Below are 16,080 nucleotides of genomic sequence, written 5' to 3'. Positions count from 1 at the left end.
CTATTGCGGCTGCGCGTCTTGCGGCAGCGCCGCATCCAATTCCCGCAGCCACGCCGCCGCGTTGCCGTCGGACGGCGCTCGCCAGTCGCCGCGCGGTGACAGCGAGCCGGCTGCGGCCACTTTGGGGCCGTTCGGGATGGCAGACCGCTTGAACTGGGCGAAGGCGAAGTAGCGCCTCAGGAACACGCGCAGCCACCGCACGATCGTCTCGCGGTCGTACGCGTACCGGTCGGCGTCGGGGAAGCCCGGCGGCCACGCGCCAACGTCAGGATCGGCCCACGCGCGCTCCGCGAGGAACGCGATCTTCGACGGCCGCGAGCCGTAGCGCAGCACGTGGAACAGCGTGAAGTCGTGCAGCGCGTACGGGCCGACGAGGTCTTCTGTGGACTGCACGCGGCCCTCGGCGTCTGGCGGCACCAGCTCGGGGCTGATCTCGGTGTCGAGCACCGACTGCAGCACGCGGGCGGTCGCCGCATCCACCTCGCCGTGCGAGACGACCCACCGGATGATGTGCTGGATCAGCGTCTTGGGAACGCCCGTGTTCACCGCGTAGTGGCTCATGTGGTCGCCCACGCCGTACGTCGCCCACCCGAGGGCGAGCTCTGACAGGTCGGAAGTGCCGACGACGAAGCCGCCGTGCTGGTTGGCGAGGCGGAAGAGGTAGTCGGTGCGAAGACCCGCCTGCACGTTCTCGAACGTCACGTCGTGCACGGGCTCGCCGGCGGCGAACGGGTGGCCGATGCGCTCGAGCATCTCGCGGGCGGCGGGGCGGATGTCGATCGTCGAGATCGTCGCGCCGACCGCCTCGGCGAGGGCGATCGCGTTCGACTTGGTGTGCTCGGTGGTCGCGAACCCCGGCATGGTGTAGGCGAGGATGTCGCTGCGCGGCCGGCCGAGGCGGTCCATGGCGCGCGCGATCACCAACAGCGCGTGCGTCGAGTCGATGCCGCCCGAGACGCCGATCACGGGCTTGGGCATCCCGATCGCGCGCATGCGCTGCTCCAGGCCCGACACTTGGATGTTGAACGCCTCGTAGCAGTCCTGCGCGAGCCGGGCCGGGTCGTCGGGCACGAACGGGAACCGGTCGAGCGGGCGGCGCAGGCCGATGTCGCGCGCGGGCGGGTCGAGGTCGAGGTCGATCGTCAGGAAGTCGTCGCGCGGGCTCTGCCGGCCTTGGCCGAGGGCGACGCGGTTGTCGTCGAACGTGCCTTGGCGGATGCGGTCCTGCCGGAGGCGATCGAGGTCGACATCGGCGACGCTGCGGCGCGGGCCGTCTGGGAAGCGCTCGCTCTCGGCCACGAGGGCGCCGGCCTCGTAGACCATGGTCTGGCCGTCCCACGACACGTCGTTGGTGGACTCGCCCATGCCGGCAGCGGCATACACGTACGCGGCGAGGCAGCGCAGCGATTGCGACTGCACGAGCGCGCGGCGGTCGTCGGCGCGCGCGATCGTGATCGGGCTGCCGCTGAGGTTCACCAGCACCGTCGCGCCGGCCAGTGCGGCCCGAGACGACGGCGGGACGGGCACCCACAAGTCCTCGCAGACCTCGGCGTGCAGCACGAGCCCGGGAACGTCGCGCACGTCGAAGAGCAGATTGTTGCCGATGACGGTCTCTATCTCGCCGATGCGCACACTCTCGCCCGACCACGGCTCGCCCGCGGCGTACCAGCGGCGCTCGTAGAACTCGCGGTAGGTGGGCAGGTGGGTCTTGGGCGCGACACCGAGCACGTCGCCGCGGTGGATCACGACCGCGCAGTTGTAGAGCCGGTTGCGGTGGCGCAGCGGCGCGCCGACCACGAGCACGGGCATGAGGTCGACGGATGCCTCGGCGATCCGCGCGATGGCGGCCACGACGTCGTCGAGCACGGCGTCTTGCATCACGAGGTCTTCCAGCGAGTATCCGGTGAGGCACAGCTCGGGAAAGACGGCGACCGCCACGGCGTCCGCGTCGCACTCGCGTGCCATTTCGATGACCGAGCCGGCGTTCGCGGCCGGGTCGGCGATCGCGATCGGGATCGTGCACGCCGCGACCCGGGCGAACCCGTGTCGGTAGGCGCTCTCGAAGGGGAGGCTCGTGCTCACCCGTCCAGTCTGTCAGGTGTGGGCGCTGAGAGCAGGTGCTGCACCCACAGGTCCGGTGCTACACTTGGCGAATGCCGACCACCCGCCATCGCTACAGCATCACGGAGACCGACGAGCTTGCCCACACGCTCGACGTCGCCGCGCGGATCTGGCCGCAGCATCGAAACGACCGGGGCGCGCTGCTGCGGCTCGTCTTGCGGTGGGGAGCCGAGCGCGTGGACGAGGTCGGCGCGGAACGGCTTGCGAGGCGGCGCGCGGCCATTCGCGAGCTCTCCGGGAGCATGACAGGCATCTACCCCCCGGGCGAGGCCCAGCGGCTCAAGGAAGAGTGGCCGGAGTGATCGTGTTCGACGCGGGCGTGCTGATCGCGTTCTTCGACCCCCATGACGCATTCCACGCGGCAGCGAACGACTTCATCGACGAACACGAGCATGCGGAGTTCGTGGCGAGTGTGCTGACCGTCTCGGAGGCACTGGTGCGTCCGGCGGCGAACGGCCGTGCCGGCACACTGAAAGCTGGGCTGGATCGACTCGGACTTCTTCGAATCGACGTCGGGGAGGAAGACATTGTTCCGTTGGCGGAAGTCCGCGCGGCAACTCGTCTGCGAATGCCTGACGCGCTGGTGTTGCTGGGCGCAGAGCGCCATGGCGCGGAGTTGGTGACGACAGACGAGGTGTTGGCGCGAGCAGCGGCGGAGCGCGGCGTTACGGCGCACGTCTTAGCTGCCGTCTGAGCCGACGTCCGACCCGGCCAGTACTGTCGGACCCGAAGGGGAGGCATGCGGTACATACGTGACGAGGACCGGGTCGTCTGGAGCGCGAGCGATCTGAAAGCGGCCGCAGAGTGCGAGTTCGCGTGGATGCGCGCGATCGACGCGCGGCTCGGTCGCGTGGCCGCGGTCGAGGAGCCGGAGGATGCGACGTTGGAGCGCGCGGGGCGGCTCGGCGACGCCCACGAGCAGCGGATGCTGGAGGCCTACCGCCGCGCGCACGGCGACGCCGTGCGCGAGATAGAACGAGTGTCGTCTGCCAACCCGGAGGCGCTTGCGGCGGCGGTCGCTCGCACGAACGAGGCGCTCGCCGACCCGTCGGCCGTGGTCGTGTACCAGGCGGCGTTCGCCACTTCCGAGTTCGTCGGGTTCGCCGACTTCCTCGTGCGCCCTTCGACAGGCTCAGGGGCCAGCGGGCCGTGGGTCGTGCAAGACACGAAGCTCGCCCGTCGCGCCCGCGTGACGGCGCTCATGCAGTTGGCGGCATATGCCGATCAGCTCGACCGGCTCGGCATCCCTCGCTCCGACACCGTCGAGCTGCTCCTGGGCGACGGGACGACGAGCCCCCACAGCGCCGACACGCTGCTGCCGGCCTTCGCGCTGCGGCGCGAGCGGCTGCGGGCGCTGATCGCCGACCGTCGCGTCGACCTCGGCGCCGAGCATCCACCGATCGCGTGGGGAGACGAGCGCGGCGACCTCGGCGTCGTGGCGTGCGGGCGGTGCGCGACGTGCGACCTCGAGGTGGTGGCATCCCGCGACCTGCTCCTGGTCGCCGGAATGCGCGCCGTGCAGCGTCAGCGGCTGCGCGCGCACGGCATCGAGACCATCGACGACCTCGCGGCCGCGACGACCCCGCCGCCACGCATGAGCGCCGACGTGTTCGCGTCGCTGCGCACGCAGGCCCGCCTGCAGCTGCAGAGCCCCGCTGGCCTTGGGATTCCGGCCCCTGAGCCTGTCGAAGGGCCGCCGCCCATCCCCACGTACGAGGTCGTCGCGCCGAAGGCGATCGGGGCCCTGCCGCGCCCCGATGGCGGCGACATCTTCTTCGACTTCGAGGGCGACCCGCTCTACACAGAGAGCCCTTCGACAAGCTCAGGGGCCGGGGACGTGTGGGGCATCGACTACCTGTTCGGCTGGGTCGACGTTCGTGAGCAGTACTCCAAACTCTGGGCGCACTCTCTCGCCGAGGAGAAGCAGACTCTCGAGCGCTTCGTCGACCTCGTCATGCTGCGGCGGTCGCAGCATCCGGCAATGCACATCTACCACTACGCGCCGTACGAGCCGACCCACCTGCTCGCGATGGCGGCGCGGCACGGCACGCGCGAGGCGGCGGTCGACCGGCTGCTGCGCGACGGTGTGTTCGTCGACCTGTACCCGATCGTGCGCCGTGCTCTGCGCGTGGGCTCGCGGTCGTACTCGATCAAGAAGCTCGAGCCGCTCTACATGGGCGACGAGGTGCGATCGAGCGACGTGCAGCGCGGCGACGACTCGATCGTGCAGTACGTCGAGTCCCGGGCGCTTCGCGAGGAGGGGCGGGATGCCGCGGCACAGGCGATCCTCGACGACCTCGCCGACTACAACCGCGACGACTGCGTCTCGACCCGCCGCCTGCGCGACTGGCTCGTCGAGCGGGCGCGCGAGGCGGGCCTGCGGCCGTCGCCCGAGCCAGGGCCCGACGAGCAGGCGTACGAGCCCTCCCCGCGGGCGCTCTCGTTGGCGGCGCTGGCCGCGAGCCATCCCGCCGACTCCGCCGAGGCGCTCGCGCTGCGCCTCGGCTCGGCCGCGATCGACTACTACCCGCGCGAGGCGAAGACGTTCTGGGCGTCGCACTACTTGCGCCTGCGCGAGCCGGTCTCGCTGTGGCAGGAGGTGCGCGACGTCATCGTGATCGACCCGGCGCGCTGCCGCGTCGTCGAGGACTGGCGCCATCTGGAGAGCGGCCGCGGGGCCCTGCGCCGCCGGGTCGAGCTGCGCGGCGAGGTGGCGCCGGGCACGCGGCACAAGAGGGGGGCGACGCCGTTCGCCCTGTACGAGCTGCCCGCGCCGTACCCGTTCGAGGCGATGCCGCGGTGGATCCACTCCGCTCGCTCGATCGAGGTCGCAGGCGAGCTCGACGACGGCGTCGTGGTGGAGGAGACGGCGGTCGACGGGCTCACGTGGTCGGAGTTTCCGCTCGCGCTGACGCCCGCCGCGCCGCCGCGCGCGATGAACCAGCAAGACGCCATCGACGCGTGGGCGGACGCCGTCATTGCCGCATCCCCGGCGCTTCCGCAGGATCCGGCCACCGACATCCTGCTCCGCCGCCCGCCGCGCATGTCTTCGGGCCTGTCCCTGAGGCCGTCGGCGGGCTCAGCAGACAACGTCACGGCGATCACCGAGTCGGTGCGAGCGCTCGACCACAGCTACCTCGCGGTGCAGGGCCCGCCCGGCACGGGCAAGACCTACGTCGGCTCGCACGTCATCGCGCGGCTCGTGCGCGAGCACGGGTACAAGGTCGGCGTGGTGGCGCAGTCGCACGCGGTCGTCGAGCACATGCTCGCGCGGGTCGTGGATGCCGGAGTGCCCGCCTCGCGGGTCGCGAAGGCGCTGAAGGACACGAGCCCCGACGACGTCGCGTTCACGCCGATCCCGAAGAACGGGGTGGCGGCGTTCGCGGCCGAGCACCCCGACGGCTTCGTCGTCGGGGGCACGGCGTGGGACTTCGCGCACGAGCAGCGCGTTCCGCGCGGCAGCCTCGACCTGCTCGTGATCGACGAGGCGGGGCAGTTCTCGCTCGCCTCGACGATCGCGGTGTCGCTGGCCGCGCAGCGGCTGCTGCTGCTCGGCGACCCGCAGCAGCTGCCGCAGGTCAGCCAGGGCACGCACCCCGAGCCTGTCCACACGTCGGCGCTCGGCTGGATCATGGCCGGCGACGACGTGCTGCCGCCCGAGCTCGGGTACTTCCTCGCGCACACGTGGCGCATGCATCCCGCCGTCGCCGATCCGGTGTCGCGCCTGTCGTACCGCGGGCAGCTCGCCGCCGACGCGTCGACGTCGTTGCGGACGCTGGATGGCGTCGAGCCCGGGCTGCACGCGCTGCCGGTGCGGCACCACGGCAATGCGACGCAGTCGCTCGAGGAGGCGGCGATCGTCGTCGAACGAGTGCGCGACCTCGTGGGGCGGTCGTGGCGCGGCACGCGCACAGACGACGCGGGCTCGGTCGTGCTCGACCCGCGGCCGCTGGATCAGAGCGACCTCATCGTCGTCACGCCGTACAACGCGCAGCAGGTCGCGGTGGAGGAGGCACTCGCCGCCGCGGGCTTCGATCGCGTGCCCGTCGGCACGGTCGACCGGTTCCAGGGGCAGGAGGCCGTGGTCGCGATCGTGTCGCTGGCCGCATCGAGCGGTCGGGACGCGCCGCGCGGCCCGGAGTTCCTCCTGCTGCAGAACCGCCTGAATGTCGCGGTGTCGCGCGCGCAGTACGCGGCGTACCTCGTGTACTCGCCCGGCTTGCTCGACGACCTGCCGCGCACGCCCGAGGGCGTCGTGCGCCTCAGCGCGTTCGCCCGGCTCGTTGGGGCCGTGCCCGGCGGACGTTGAGACCGGCGAGGGTCAATCGAGCGCGAGCACAGCCAACAGCGCCCGGTCGATGTCACCACGCACGGAGCTTCTCCATATGCGCTGCGCTGGGTCCGCGCCGGCCGGGCGTCTAGACTGACCGCACGAAAGGGGACACCGTGTCCAACGACCTGCCCAGCCACTTCGAGTTCGACCTGCCGCCGGACATTGTGCCCGGCAACTACGCCGATTTCGCGAACGTCTGGCACACGCCGACAGTCTTCGTGATGGACTTCGTCACCCTCGCCCAGCCGCCGCACGAAGAGACCGACCCCGACACCGGTGAGCTGCACCTCGTGGTGCCCGCCCGGGTCGTGAGCCGCATCCGCATCCCTCCCGAGCAAGTGTTCGAGCTCGCCAAGGCGCTCACGCAGCAACTCGAGATGTGGGAGCAGGAGACCGGCCGCCGCGCGCCGGCCGGTCCGCTGCTGGACGACGGCCCCGCGGTCTGAAGGGCCGGTCTCACACCGTGCCGTAGAGGCGGTCTCCGGCGTCGCCGAGCCCGGGGACGATAAAGCCCCGCTCGTTCAGGCGCTCGTCCAGCGCGCCGAGCACGAGCGTGACGTCGCGCCCCTCGACGGCCTTCTCGATCGCCGCGACCCCCTCGGGCGCGCCGAGGATGCAGATCGCCGTGACGTCCTTCGCCCCCCGCCGGAAGAGGAACTCCATCGCGGCGCCGAGCGATCCGCCGGTGGCGAGCATCGGGTCGAGCACGAAGCACTGCCGGTCGCTGAGGTCGTCGGGCAGGCGTTCGGCGTACGTGGTCGGCTCGAGCGTCTCCTCATCGCGGGCCATCCCGAGGAACCCGACCTCGGCCGTCGGCAGCAGCTTGACCATGCCCTCGAGCATCCCGAGCCCGGCGCGCAGGATCGGCACGACCATCGGCAGCGGGTCGCTGACGAGCACGCCCGTCGTGGCCGTGACCGGAGTGGTGATCTCGACGGGCGAGACGCGCACGTTGCGCGTCGCCTCGTACGCCAGCAGCGTCACGAGCTCTTCGACGAGTTGGCGGAACATCGGCGACGGAGTGCGCTCGTCGCGCAGCATCGTGAGCTTGTGGGTGATCAGGGGGTGGTCGGCGACGTGCACTCGCATGGGCCAAGGCTAGCCGGTGCGCCTACGCTGTGCTCGTGCCCCTTTCCGCTCCCCTCGCCGACGAGACCGCGATGGCCCGCGCCCTCGCCCTCGCCCGCGCCGCGGCGGCGGAGGGCGACGTGCCCGTCGGAGCGTTGGTGATGGATGCCGCGGGCCGGCCGATCGGCGAGGGTCGCAATCTGCGCGAGGCGCAGCACGACCCGACGGCGCACGCCGAGATCATCGCGATGCGCGCCGCGGCGCGCGAACTCGGCACGTGGAACCTGGCCGGGTGCACTCTTGTCGTCACTCTCGAGCCGTGCCTCATGTGCGCGGGCGCCCTCTTGCAAGCGCACGTCGCGAGACTCGTGTTCGGCGCATGGGACGACAAGGCCGGCGCCGCCGGCTCGGTGCACGACGTCGTGCGCGACCGGCGCCTGCCCCATCGCGCGGAAGTGGTCGCCGGAGTGCGCGAGCACGAGGCATCCACCCTCCTCCGCGCCTTCTTCGACGCCCGCCGCTGACGGCTCAGGTCACCGCAGCAGCGGCAGCACCTCGGCGCCGATGAACTCGACGTGCTCGACGTCGCGCAGGTCGAGCAGTTGGAAGTGCACGCGCTCGGCACCGAGGGCGCGCAGGCGCTCGACCTTCTCGGCGATCTCCTGCGGCGTTCCGACGAGCTTCACGCCGTCGCGCGCGTTCGCGAGCGTCGTTCCGGTGTTCGCCGCCCGGCGTTCCAACTCGCGCTCGTCGGTGCCTGCGAGGGTCGGCAGTGCGACGCTGAGCTTGAGGGTCGCCGGGTCGCGCCCGATGCGCTCGCAGGCGGCGCGCACGCCGGCGAACTTCCCGGCGATCACGTCTTCGGCGACGAACCCGATGTTGAACTCCGTCGCAAACCGCGCCGCCAGCGCGGGCGTCCGCTTCGCGCCGCCGCCGCCGATCACCACCGGCATCCGCTCCTGCACGGGCTTGGGCAAGCCCGGCGCGTCCACGAGCGTGTAGTGCTCGCCGGTGAACGAGAAGGTCTCGCCGACGGGGGTCTGCCACAGGCCCGTGATGATCTCCAGCTGCTCTTCGAACGGCCCGAAGCGCCGACTCGGGAACGGGATGCCGAGGGCGACGTGCTCCTTCTCGAACCATCCCGTCCCGAGGCCGAACTCGACCCGCCCGCCCGACATCACGTCGACCTGGGCGGCCTGGATCGCGAGGATCGCGGGGTGCCGGTGCGTCGCCGACGACACCAGCGTGCCCAGCCGGATCGTCGAGGTCTCGCGGGCGAGGCCGGCAAGCGTGGTCCAGGCGTCCGTCGGCCCCGGCATTGCCGACCCCGGCGCCATGCGCATGTAGTGGTCGGACCGGAAGAACGCGTCAAACCCGGTGCGCTCGGCGGCGAGGGCGAACGCGAGCTGGTCGTCGTACGAGAACCCCTCCTGGGGCTCGGTGAAGATCGTGAACTCCATGGCCCCAGTCTTCCAGCAGAATGGAGGTGCTCAGTCCGCTGACTTCAAGACGACCGTGTCGGTTGCCGGGCCCTCGCCGGAGACGGGGCGGTAGATGTCGGGCTCGAAGTAGATGACGCGCGCGATCGGCACCGCCGCGCGCACCCGGGCCTCGACGGCGTCGATGTCGCCCGCCACCGTCGCCAGTGGCTTGTCGGCGGCGAAGCCGAGCTTGGCCGCCACGAGCAGCTCATCGGGGCCGAGGTAGAGGGTCTTCAGGTGAATGAGCTTCGCGACCTCGGGGCCGTCCTCGACGGCGCGGATGATCGCGTCGAGGTCCCGGTCCGTCGCGCCCTCGCCGACCAGCAGGCTCTTGGTCTCGACGCCGAGCGTGATCGCCACGACGATCAGGAGCGCCCCGATCAGCAAGGTGCCGATGGCGTCGAACACGGGATTGTGGGTGATTGCCGACATCCCGACTCCGAACAGGGCGAACACGAGGCCGGTCAGCGCCGCGATGTCCTCCAGCAGCACGATGGGCAGCTCGGGCGCTTTCGCGTGCCGCACGAACGACACCCACGACTGGCCTTTCGCGCGCACATGGTTGGACTCCTGGATGGCGGTGCGCAGCGAGAACGACTCGAGCATGATCGCGACCACGAGCACGCCGATCGGGATCCACACGTTCTCCAGCCCGTGCGGGTGCGTGATCTTCTCGATGCCCTCGTAGATCGAGAACAGGCCGCCGACCGAGAACAGGATGATGGCCACCACGAACGCGTACACGTACCGCTCGCGGCCGTAGCCGAACGGGTGCGAACGGTCGGCCTCGCGCCGGGCCTTGCGTCCGCCCAGCAGGAGCAGCAGTTGGTTTCCGGAGTCGGCGACGGAGTGGATCGCCTCGGCGAGCATCGAGGCGGACCCCGACAGCATCCACGCCACGAGCTTCGCGATCGCGATCCCCATGTTCGCGAGGAATGCGGCGATGATCGCCTTGCTGCCGCCGGATGTGCTCATGAAGACGAGTCTAGGGACGACCGGCGCCGCCCTTCGACAAGCTCAGGGGTCGGAGGGGTCAGTCTTCCGACAGGAGGATGATCGCCTCCGTCGGCGGGGCGGACTCCGACGGCCGGCCGGTGTAGCCGATCGCCTCCAGCAGGGAGCGGCGGAACTGCGCGGGCGCCTCCAGGTGCGGCGAGTGCCCGACGCCCTCCAGGCTCACCTCGACGACCTGCCCGCCCGCCGCGCGATACGCGTCGAGCACGTCGCGGGTCTGCGACACCATCTCCTGCGCGGGGGCGGCCTCCGCGCCCGGCCAGCCGGGGATCACCCCGAGCTGGCCGAGGTAGTTGAGGTCGTAGAACGACGTGTCCGACACGATGGCGTCGGCGTCGCCGTGGATCCACAGAATCGGCGGCTTCGGGTCGAGCTCGACGATCCCCGACACGTCGAAGTGCTTCGGCGCCATCGTGTTCAGCACGCCGGCCGAGCCGGCCGCGAAGCCTGGCCAGTTCTCGCTCGCGACGGAGTCGCCCGGGTAGTTCCCCTCGGCCGTGGAGGTGGAGAGCATCGATTCGACCCAGATGTCCTCGCGCTCGGACGTGTAGCCCGCGGCGACGTAGCCGGAGCGGAAGACGCTGCGCGGCGAGGTCTGCGCCTCGTCTCCCGTGTCGCCGGCTCTCAGCCGCTCGACGAAATCGAGGTTCGCCCCACCCGCGCCGACGCCCGCGTCGTCGTCGGTGAGCCGGGACCCGTCGCGGCGGGTGCCGCCGAAGCCGTACGGAGAAACCGGGGACTGCAGCGTGAGGCTCAGCACGGGATGATCGAGCGCGTACTGCAGCACCACGCCGCCTCCCATCGACCAGCCGACGAGGTGGGCAGTGGGGATGCCGAGGGACTCCAGCGTGGCGAACACGTCATCGCTGTAGTCGCGCACGCCGCGCGTCGCGTCGACGGGCGCGTGCTCGCTGGCGCCGAAGCCGCGCAGGTCGATGGCGATGGCGCGCAGGTCGGTGGGCAGGCTCAGCATCGGCTCCTGCCAGAACAGCGACGACGACACGTTGCCGTGCACGAACACGACCGTGTTCTCCGGCGTCGCGTCCGCGTTGTCGCCGTCGCGCTCGAGGATTCCGACGCGGAGCCGAGGGGTCTGGATGGTCCGTGCCGAGATGCCGTCGAGGAGGGTCATAGAGCGTCCTTCGCTGTCGCCGTGCGGGCGCCGACGCCCCCACATTCCGACTATATGCCGATGCGCGCGCCGGTGCCCCACGGCCCGCGAGAATAGGATGGCGGCATGCCCAGCGACGTCCTTCCCCCCATCGCGATCCTCGGCGCCGGCTCGATGGGCGGAGCCATCCTGCACGGCCTCGTCGGCTCCGGACTCGCCGCCGGCGGCGTGACGGTGACCAATCGCAGCGCGGCCAAAGCCGCAGCGCTCGCCAGCCTCGACGGCGTCACGAGCATCGCGCTCGAGCACCAGCCGTCTGGGAACGCGGACGCCGCGGCGCGAGCCGACATCGTGCTGGTCGGGGTGAAGCCGGCCCTGACGCCCGACCTTCTCCGCGAGATCGCGCCGGTGCTGCGGCCGGGCACGATTGTGGTCAGCCTCGCCGCGGGCGTCACGATCGACACGTTCGAGAGCATCCTGGGCCCGCAGGTCGCCGTCCTGCGGTCGATGCCCAACACGCCCGCCGTCGTCGGCAAGGGCGTCACGGGGCTCGCGCCGGGAACCACCGCGACCGCCGCCGACGTCGCCGTCGTGCGCCGGCTGTTCGAGACGTGCGGGGTGGTGGTCGAGCTTCCCGAGTCTCAGATCGACGCGCTGTCCACGATCTCGGGTTCGGGCCCGGCTTATGTCTTCCTGTTCGTGGAGGAGCTCGCTCGCGCCGCCGTGGCCAAGGGCTTCAGTGAGGCCGACGCGCGGCTCATGGCCGAGCACACCTTCATTGGCGCGAGCGCGCTGCTGGACGAGACTCGGGAGGATCCCGCAGAGCTGCGGCGGCGCGTCACAAGCCCGAAGGGCACGACCGAGCGCGCGATCGCGGTCTTCCAGGATCGACTGCGGGGGGCGTTCGACGAGGCGACGGATGCCGCGCTCGCGCGGGCCCGCGAGCTCGCCGCTGGCGGATGAGGGCGTTCAGCGGTCGAGGGCGGCGAACCGCTCGATGTCGGAGTTCGTGCCGGACACGATGATGAGGTCGTGGTTTGTCACGATCGTGTCGGCCTCGGCGTAGCGGAACGGCTTGCCGGGGCTCTTGACCCCGACGACGGTCACGTTGTACTTCGTGCGCACGCCCGACTCGTTCAGGCCGACGCCGCGGATGAACCTCGGCGGGTACAGCTTGGCGAGGGCGAAGTCGTCGTCGAAGCGGATGAAGTCCAGCATCCGCCCGCTCACCAGGTGCGCGACGCGCTCGCCGGCCTCGCGCTCGGGGTAGATGACGTGGTTCGCGCCGACGCGGGCGAGGATCTTCCCGTGCGCCTGCGACACCGCCTTCGCCCAGATTTGCGGCACCTTGAGGTCGACGAGGTTGGCGGTGATGAGCACGGACGCCTCGATCGACGACCCGGTCGCGACGACGGCGACCTGGAAGTCCTGCGCCCCGATCTGCTTCAGCGCGTCGATGTTGCGCGCGTCGGCCTGCACGGTGTGCGTGACGCGCTCCGACCACTTCTGCACGAGATCGAGGCTCGCATCGATCGCGAGCACTTCGCGGCCGAGCCGGTCGAGCTCGCCCGCGCATGCGGCGCCGAAGCGGCCCAGGCCGAGGACGAGAACGGGAGCGTCGCCGCGGATCTGCTCAACCAACGATCGGCCTTTCCACGGGCAGCGAGTACAGCTGCGAACGGGATGTCGCGGCCACCGCCGCGGCGAGAGTCACTGTACCAACGCGGCCCATGAACATGGTGAGGGCTAGCACGTAGATTCCCGCATCGGGCAGCTCCTGGGTGAGCCCCGTCGACAGCCCCACCGTCGCGAAGCCCGAGATGACGTCGAACAGCACGTTCTCGACGGGAGCGCCGGTGAGCTGGGTGATGGCGATTGTGGAGAGGGCGACGATCGTCGCGCCCCACGCGACGATGGAGAGCGCGACACGCTGGACGTCGCTCGGGATGCGGCGGCCGAACGCCTCCACGCTCTGGCGGCCCTTGGCCTCCGACCACACCGCGAGCGCCAAGACGGCAAGGGTCGTCACCTTGATGCCGCCGGCAGTCGAGGCGGAACCGCCTCCGACGAACATCAGCATCGAGCTGACGACGAGCGACGATCCGTTCAGCTCGCTGATGTCGATCGTCGCAAACCCCCCCGAGCGTGTGTTGGCAGACAGGAAGAACGACTGGAACATGGTGTCCCAGGCGTTCATCGCGCCGAACGTCCGCGGGTTGTCGTACTCCAGCAGGATGAGCACGAGCGCACCGACGACGAACAGCAGCACGGTGGTGATGATGGTGAGCTTCGCGTGCAGCGACCACCGGCGGAAGCGCCACTGGTGCCGCCAGAGAGTGAAGATCACGGGGAAGCCGATCGACCCCAGGAAGACGCCGGTCATCAGGATCCCGAGCAGGAAATAGTCGTCGCCGAACGGGACGATGCCCTCGGGGTTGGGGGCGAATCCGGTGTTCGTGAACGCCATCCCGGCGTAGTACGGCGCCTCCCACAGCGCGGCGAGCGGATCGACGCCCGCCCAGATCAACGCCGGGTACAGCAGCACGGTCAGGCCGGCCTCGATCACGAGCGTCGAGAGCGCGACGGTCGCCAGCAGCTGGCCCACCTCGCCCAGGCGCACTGTCTGGCCCTCGTTGACCGGACCGCCGTGCGCGCGCATGGGGTTCGAGTCGCCGGCGGCGATGAGCTTCGCGCGCAGGCCAAGGCGTTTGGAGATGATCATGCCCAGGATCGACGCCAGCGTGAGCACGCCGAGCGCGCCCACGTTGACGCCGATGTAGGTGAGCACGTGCCCGAACGCCGACCAGTGGGTCGGCATGTCGACGGTGGCAAGTCCCGTGACACAGATCGTGGAGACGGCAGTGAACAAGGCATCGGCGAATCGCGTTCGGGTGCCGTCCGCCGATGCTGCCGGCAGCGAGTACAGGCTCGTGAACAGCAGGATCAGCACGAGGAACACGAGCACGGCAAAGCGCGCGGGGGAGGCCGTCGTCAGCGTGCGGATGCCGCCCCACAGGCGGCTGATGTGCCCCCGCGCGCGCTCGAGCAACGGGTCCGCCGCCATGTGGCCCCCCTTCGCTTCGAGACCTCCGTCATGGTACTCCGCGCGGCGCGCGACTAATCTGAGCACATGGCCGACATCTTCGACGTGATCGCCGACGGCACGCGGCGCGACATCCTGCAGCTGCTTCGGGAGCGCCTGGGCGGCGGCGAACGCGGCACCAGCGTGTCGCAGATCGTCCAAGAGCTCGGCGTCAGCCAGCCCACCGTCTCCAAGCACCTCAAGGTGCTGCGCGAAGCGCAGCTCGTGTCGGTGCGCGAGGAGGGCCAGCACCGGTTCTACAGCATCGCCACGGGGCCCCTCGAGGAGGTCGATGACTGGCTGGTGCCGTTCCTGCTGGACGAGTCGGATGCCGCCGCCGTCGCCGCGGCTGTCACAGCGACGCTGCCCGAGCCCGCCGTGCGCGCGGCGGAGGGCATCGGCCGTGCCGCGGCGTCCGCGAAGCACGCGGTCACCGGCGCGCTGCGCAAGCTCGGCTCATAGGATCGGGCGGCGCGCTGGCGCGGAGTCACAGCGGGCGCATAGGTCGGGCCACAGCGGGCACATAGACCACACATGTTTACACGCGTCGCATTCACCCAATAGAGTGTGGGAGCAATCACACTGGGGATAAGGGAGAACGATGGTGGAACTGCCTGACGTGCGATTCCTTACCGTCGCCGAGGTCGCCGAGATCATGCGCGTGTCGAAGATGACCGTGTACCGGCTCGTGCACGCGGGCGAGCTGCCCGCCGTGCGCTTCGGGCGCTCGTACCGCGTGCCCGAGTCCGCTGTGACCGACGCCCTGCAACGCCCCATCGCCGACGTCGGCTAGACTGTTCCGAGGTTTTCCGTCCTTTCCGGGCGCAGTGGGCTGCGCCTCGGTCTCCGACTCAGTGAGGTTTTCGTGGGTTCTGTCATCAAGAAGCGCCGCAAGCGGATGGCGAAGAAGAAGCACCGCAAGCTGCTTCGCAAGACTCGCCACCAGCGCCGCAACAAGAAGTAACGGCGCCGCCGAGAACGCCTCTGACATGAGGTCGATCACCGTGCAGCAATTGCGCGAGCGCGAGGGCGTGCCCCTCATCGACGTGCGCGAGACTGACGAGTTCGCCGCGGGCCACGTGCCCGGCGCGGTCAACCTGCCGATGTCGTCGCTTGGCGAGCGGCTGCACGAGCTGCCGGACGGGGCGTTCGACGTGATCTGCGCCCTCGGCGGGCGCTCTGGCCGCGTCGTCGAGGCGCTCGAGGCGCGCGGCCACGACGCCACGAACGTCGACGGCGGAACACAGGCGTGGATCGCCGCGGGGTACCCGGTCGAGGGCGCGCAGCGGTGACGACGCTCACTCTCATCGGCAAACCCGACTGCCACCTGTGCGACGTCGCCCACGAGGTCGTCGAGCGGGTGCTCGCCGACCTGCCGGCCGACGTCGCCGAGCGCATCGAGGTCGTGGAGACCTCGATCCTCGACGACCCGGTGCTGCACGAGCTGTGGTGGGAGAAGATTCCCGTCCTGCTCGTCGACGGCGAGCTCCACGCGCACTGGCGCGTCTCGCCAGACCGCCTGCGCGCGGCGCTGCGGGCAGCCGTCGAGGTGCGTCGATGACCCTGCGGCACGTCGTCGCGTGGAAGCTGGCGTCCGACGACGCGGCGACGCGCGAAGCGCAGGCGCTGAAGATCTCGCACGACCTGATGGCGCTGCGCGGCGTCGTTCCCACGATCGGCGACATCCGGGTCGGCCCCGACGTCGTGGGCGGGGGAAACTGGGATGTCGCGCTTGTCGCCGACTTCGCCGACCGGGCCGCGCTCGATGCCTACCTCGTGCATCCCGACCACCAGGCGGTTGTGGCGTACGTGCGCTCGGTCGTCTCAGACCGCGTCGCGGTCGACTTCGAGGTCTGAGCCGGCGCCGCTC

General features: G+C 70.6%; 19 protein-coding genes. 12 read left to right on the top strand and 7 right to left on the bottom strand.

Annotated elements, in window-relative coordinates; all coding sequences use genetic code 11:
- On the bottom strand, positions 1–2,082 hold the full coding sequence (locus QM611_RS01840) for an NAD(+) synthase (protein WP_415078197.1): 2,082 nt from the start codon (positions 2,080–2,082) through the stop codon (positions 1–3).
- A 71-nt stretch (positions 2,083–2,153) separates the two neighbouring features.
- Between QM611_RS01840 and QM611_RS01835 the strand changes: the two genes are divergently transcribed.
- From QM611_RS01835 to QM611_RS01820, 4 genes are all read left to right on the top strand, one after another.
- On the top strand, positions 2,154–2,423 hold the full coding sequence (locus tag QM611_RS01835) for a hypothetical protein (protein WP_415078196.1): 270 nt from the start codon (positions 2,154–2,156) through the stop codon (positions 2,421–2,423).
- On the top strand, positions 2,420–2,815 hold the full coding sequence (locus QM611_RS01830) for a type II toxin-antitoxin system VapC family toxin (RefSeq protein ID WP_415078195.1): 396 nt from the start codon (positions 2,420–2,422) through the stop codon (positions 2,813–2,815). Before QM611_RS01835 ends, QM611_RS01830 begins: the two co-directional genes overlap by 4 nt.
- A gap of 45 nt (positions 2,816–2,860) precedes the next feature.
- The gene (locus QM611_RS01825) at positions 2,861–6,430 is read left to right on the top strand and encodes a TM0106 family RecB-like putative nuclease (protein ID WP_415078194.1); all 3,570 of its coding nucleotides are present in this window, start codon (positions 2,861–2,863) and stop codon (positions 6,428–6,430) included.
- Positions 6,431–6,567: 137 nt separating this feature from the next.
- Positions 6,568–6,900 (top strand): DUF3467 domain-containing protein, encoded by a 333-nt coding sequence (locus QM611_RS01820; protein ID WP_415078193.1) that lies wholly within the window; start codon positions 6,568–6,570, stop codon positions 6,898–6,900.
- A 10-nt stretch (positions 6,901–6,910) separates the two neighbouring features.
- Here QM611_RS01820 and upp read toward each other — a convergent pair whose 3' ends face one another.
- Complete coding sequence (upp, locus tag QM611_RS01815; RefSeq protein WP_415078192.1) at positions 6,911–7,543, bottom strand: uracil phosphoribosyltransferase; 633 nt, start codon at positions 7,541–7,543, stop codon at positions 6,911–6,913.
- Between the two features lie 71 nt (positions 7,544–7,614).
- Between upp and QM611_RS01810 the strand changes: the two genes are divergently transcribed.
- Positions 7,615–8,046, top strand: a complete 432-nt coding sequence (locus tag QM611_RS01810; protein ID WP_415078235.1) for a nucleoside deaminase — start codon at positions 7,615–7,617, stop codon at positions 8,044–8,046.
- Between the two features lie 9 nt (positions 8,047–8,055).
- Here the strand turns inward: QM611_RS01810 and QM611_RS01805 are convergent, their stop codons facing one another.
- The 3 genes from QM611_RS01805 to QM611_RS01795 are packed head-to-tail and all read right to left on the bottom strand — an operon-like array spanning position 8,056 to position 11,149.
- Complete coding sequence (locus tag QM611_RS01805) at positions 8,056–8,982, bottom strand: LLM class F420-dependent oxidoreductase (RefSeq protein WP_415078191.1); 927 nt, start codon at positions 8,980–8,982, stop codon at positions 8,056–8,058.
- Positions 8,983–9,012: 30 nt separating this feature from the next.
- Positions 9,013–9,978, bottom strand: coding sequence for a cation diffusion facilitator family transporter (locus tag QM611_RS01800; RefSeq protein WP_415078190.1), 966 nt, complete (start codon positions 9,976–9,978; stop codon positions 9,013–9,015).
- Positions 9,979–10,036: 58 nt separating this feature from the next.
- A complete protein-coding gene (locus tag QM611_RS01795) occupies positions 10,037–11,149 on the bottom strand; it encodes an alpha/beta fold hydrolase (protein ID WP_415078189.1) in 1,113 nt (370 codons plus the stop codon).
- A 105-nt stretch (positions 11,150–11,254) separates the two neighbouring features.
- Here QM611_RS01795 and proC point away from each other — a divergent pair, with 105 nt between their 5' ends.
- Entirely contained in the window at positions 11,255–12,091 is an 837-nt protein-coding gene (proC, locus tag QM611_RS01790) for a pyrroline-5-carboxylate reductase (protein WP_415078188.1), read from the top strand.
- 6 nt (positions 12,092–12,097) lie between these two features.
- Here proC and QM611_RS01785 read toward each other — a convergent pair whose 3' ends face one another.
- Together QM611_RS01785 and QM611_RS01780 are read right to left on the bottom strand one after the other, a co-directional pair.
- Positions 12,098–12,769: a potassium channel family protein gene (locus QM611_RS01785; RefSeq protein WP_415078187.1), complete on the bottom strand. Its 672-nt coding sequence runs from the start codon at positions 12,767–12,769 to the stop codon at positions 12,098–12,100.
- On the bottom strand, positions 12,762–14,192 hold the full coding sequence (locus QM611_RS01780; protein ID WP_415078186.1) for a TrkH family potassium uptake protein: 1,431 nt from the start codon (positions 14,190–14,192) through the stop codon (positions 12,762–12,764). Before QM611_RS01780 ends, QM611_RS01785 begins: the two co-directional genes overlap by 8 nt.
- Before the next feature lie 66 nt (positions 14,193–14,258).
- Between QM611_RS01780 and QM611_RS01775 the strand changes: the two genes are divergently transcribed.
- From QM611_RS01775 to QM611_RS01750, 6 genes are all read left to right on the top strand, one after another.
- Positions 14,259–14,672, top strand: a complete 414-nt coding sequence (locus tag QM611_RS01775; protein ID WP_415078185.1) for an ArsR/SmtB family transcription factor — start codon at positions 14,259–14,261, stop codon at positions 14,670–14,672.
- A 139-nt stretch (positions 14,673–14,811) separates the two neighbouring features.
- Positions 14,812–15,003, top strand: a complete 192-nt coding sequence (locus tag QM611_RS01770) for a helix-turn-helix domain-containing protein (protein ID WP_415078184.1) — start codon at positions 14,812–14,814, stop codon at positions 15,001–15,003.
- A 72-nt stretch (positions 15,004–15,075) separates the two neighbouring features.
- On the top strand, positions 15,076–15,174 hold the full coding sequence (locus QM611_RS01765) for a 30S ribosomal protein bS22 (protein WP_003792170.1): 99 nt from the start codon (positions 15,076–15,078) through the stop codon (positions 15,172–15,174).
- Between the two features lie 25 nt (positions 15,175–15,199).
- Positions 15,200–15,502: a rhodanese-like domain-containing protein gene (locus tag QM611_RS01760; protein ID WP_415078183.1), complete on the top strand. Its 303-nt coding sequence runs from the start codon at positions 15,200–15,202 to the stop codon at positions 15,500–15,502.
- A complete protein-coding gene (locus tag QM611_RS01755) occupies positions 15,499–15,771 on the top strand; it encodes a glutaredoxin family protein (protein WP_415078182.1) in 273 nt (90 codons plus the stop codon). The genes QM611_RS01760 and QM611_RS01755 overlap by 4 nt, the downstream gene beginning before the upstream one ends.
- Entirely contained in the window at positions 15,768–16,067 is a 300-nt protein-coding gene (locus tag QM611_RS01750) for a Dabb family protein (RefSeq protein WP_415078181.1), read from the top strand. The genes QM611_RS01755 and QM611_RS01750 overlap by 4 nt, the downstream gene beginning before the upstream one ends.
- Positions 16,068–16,080: the final 13 nt, after the last annotated feature.

The sequence above is a fragment of the Microbacterium sp. genome, assembly GCF_047606685.1.
In the GTDB taxonomy this organism is placed as follows: Bacteria; Actinomycetota; Actinomycetes; order Actinomycetales; family Microbacteriaceae; genus Microbacterium.
The sequence above is the reverse complement of the archived record's forward strand: the minus strand, read 5'-3'. Positions and strand labels throughout refer to the sequence as shown.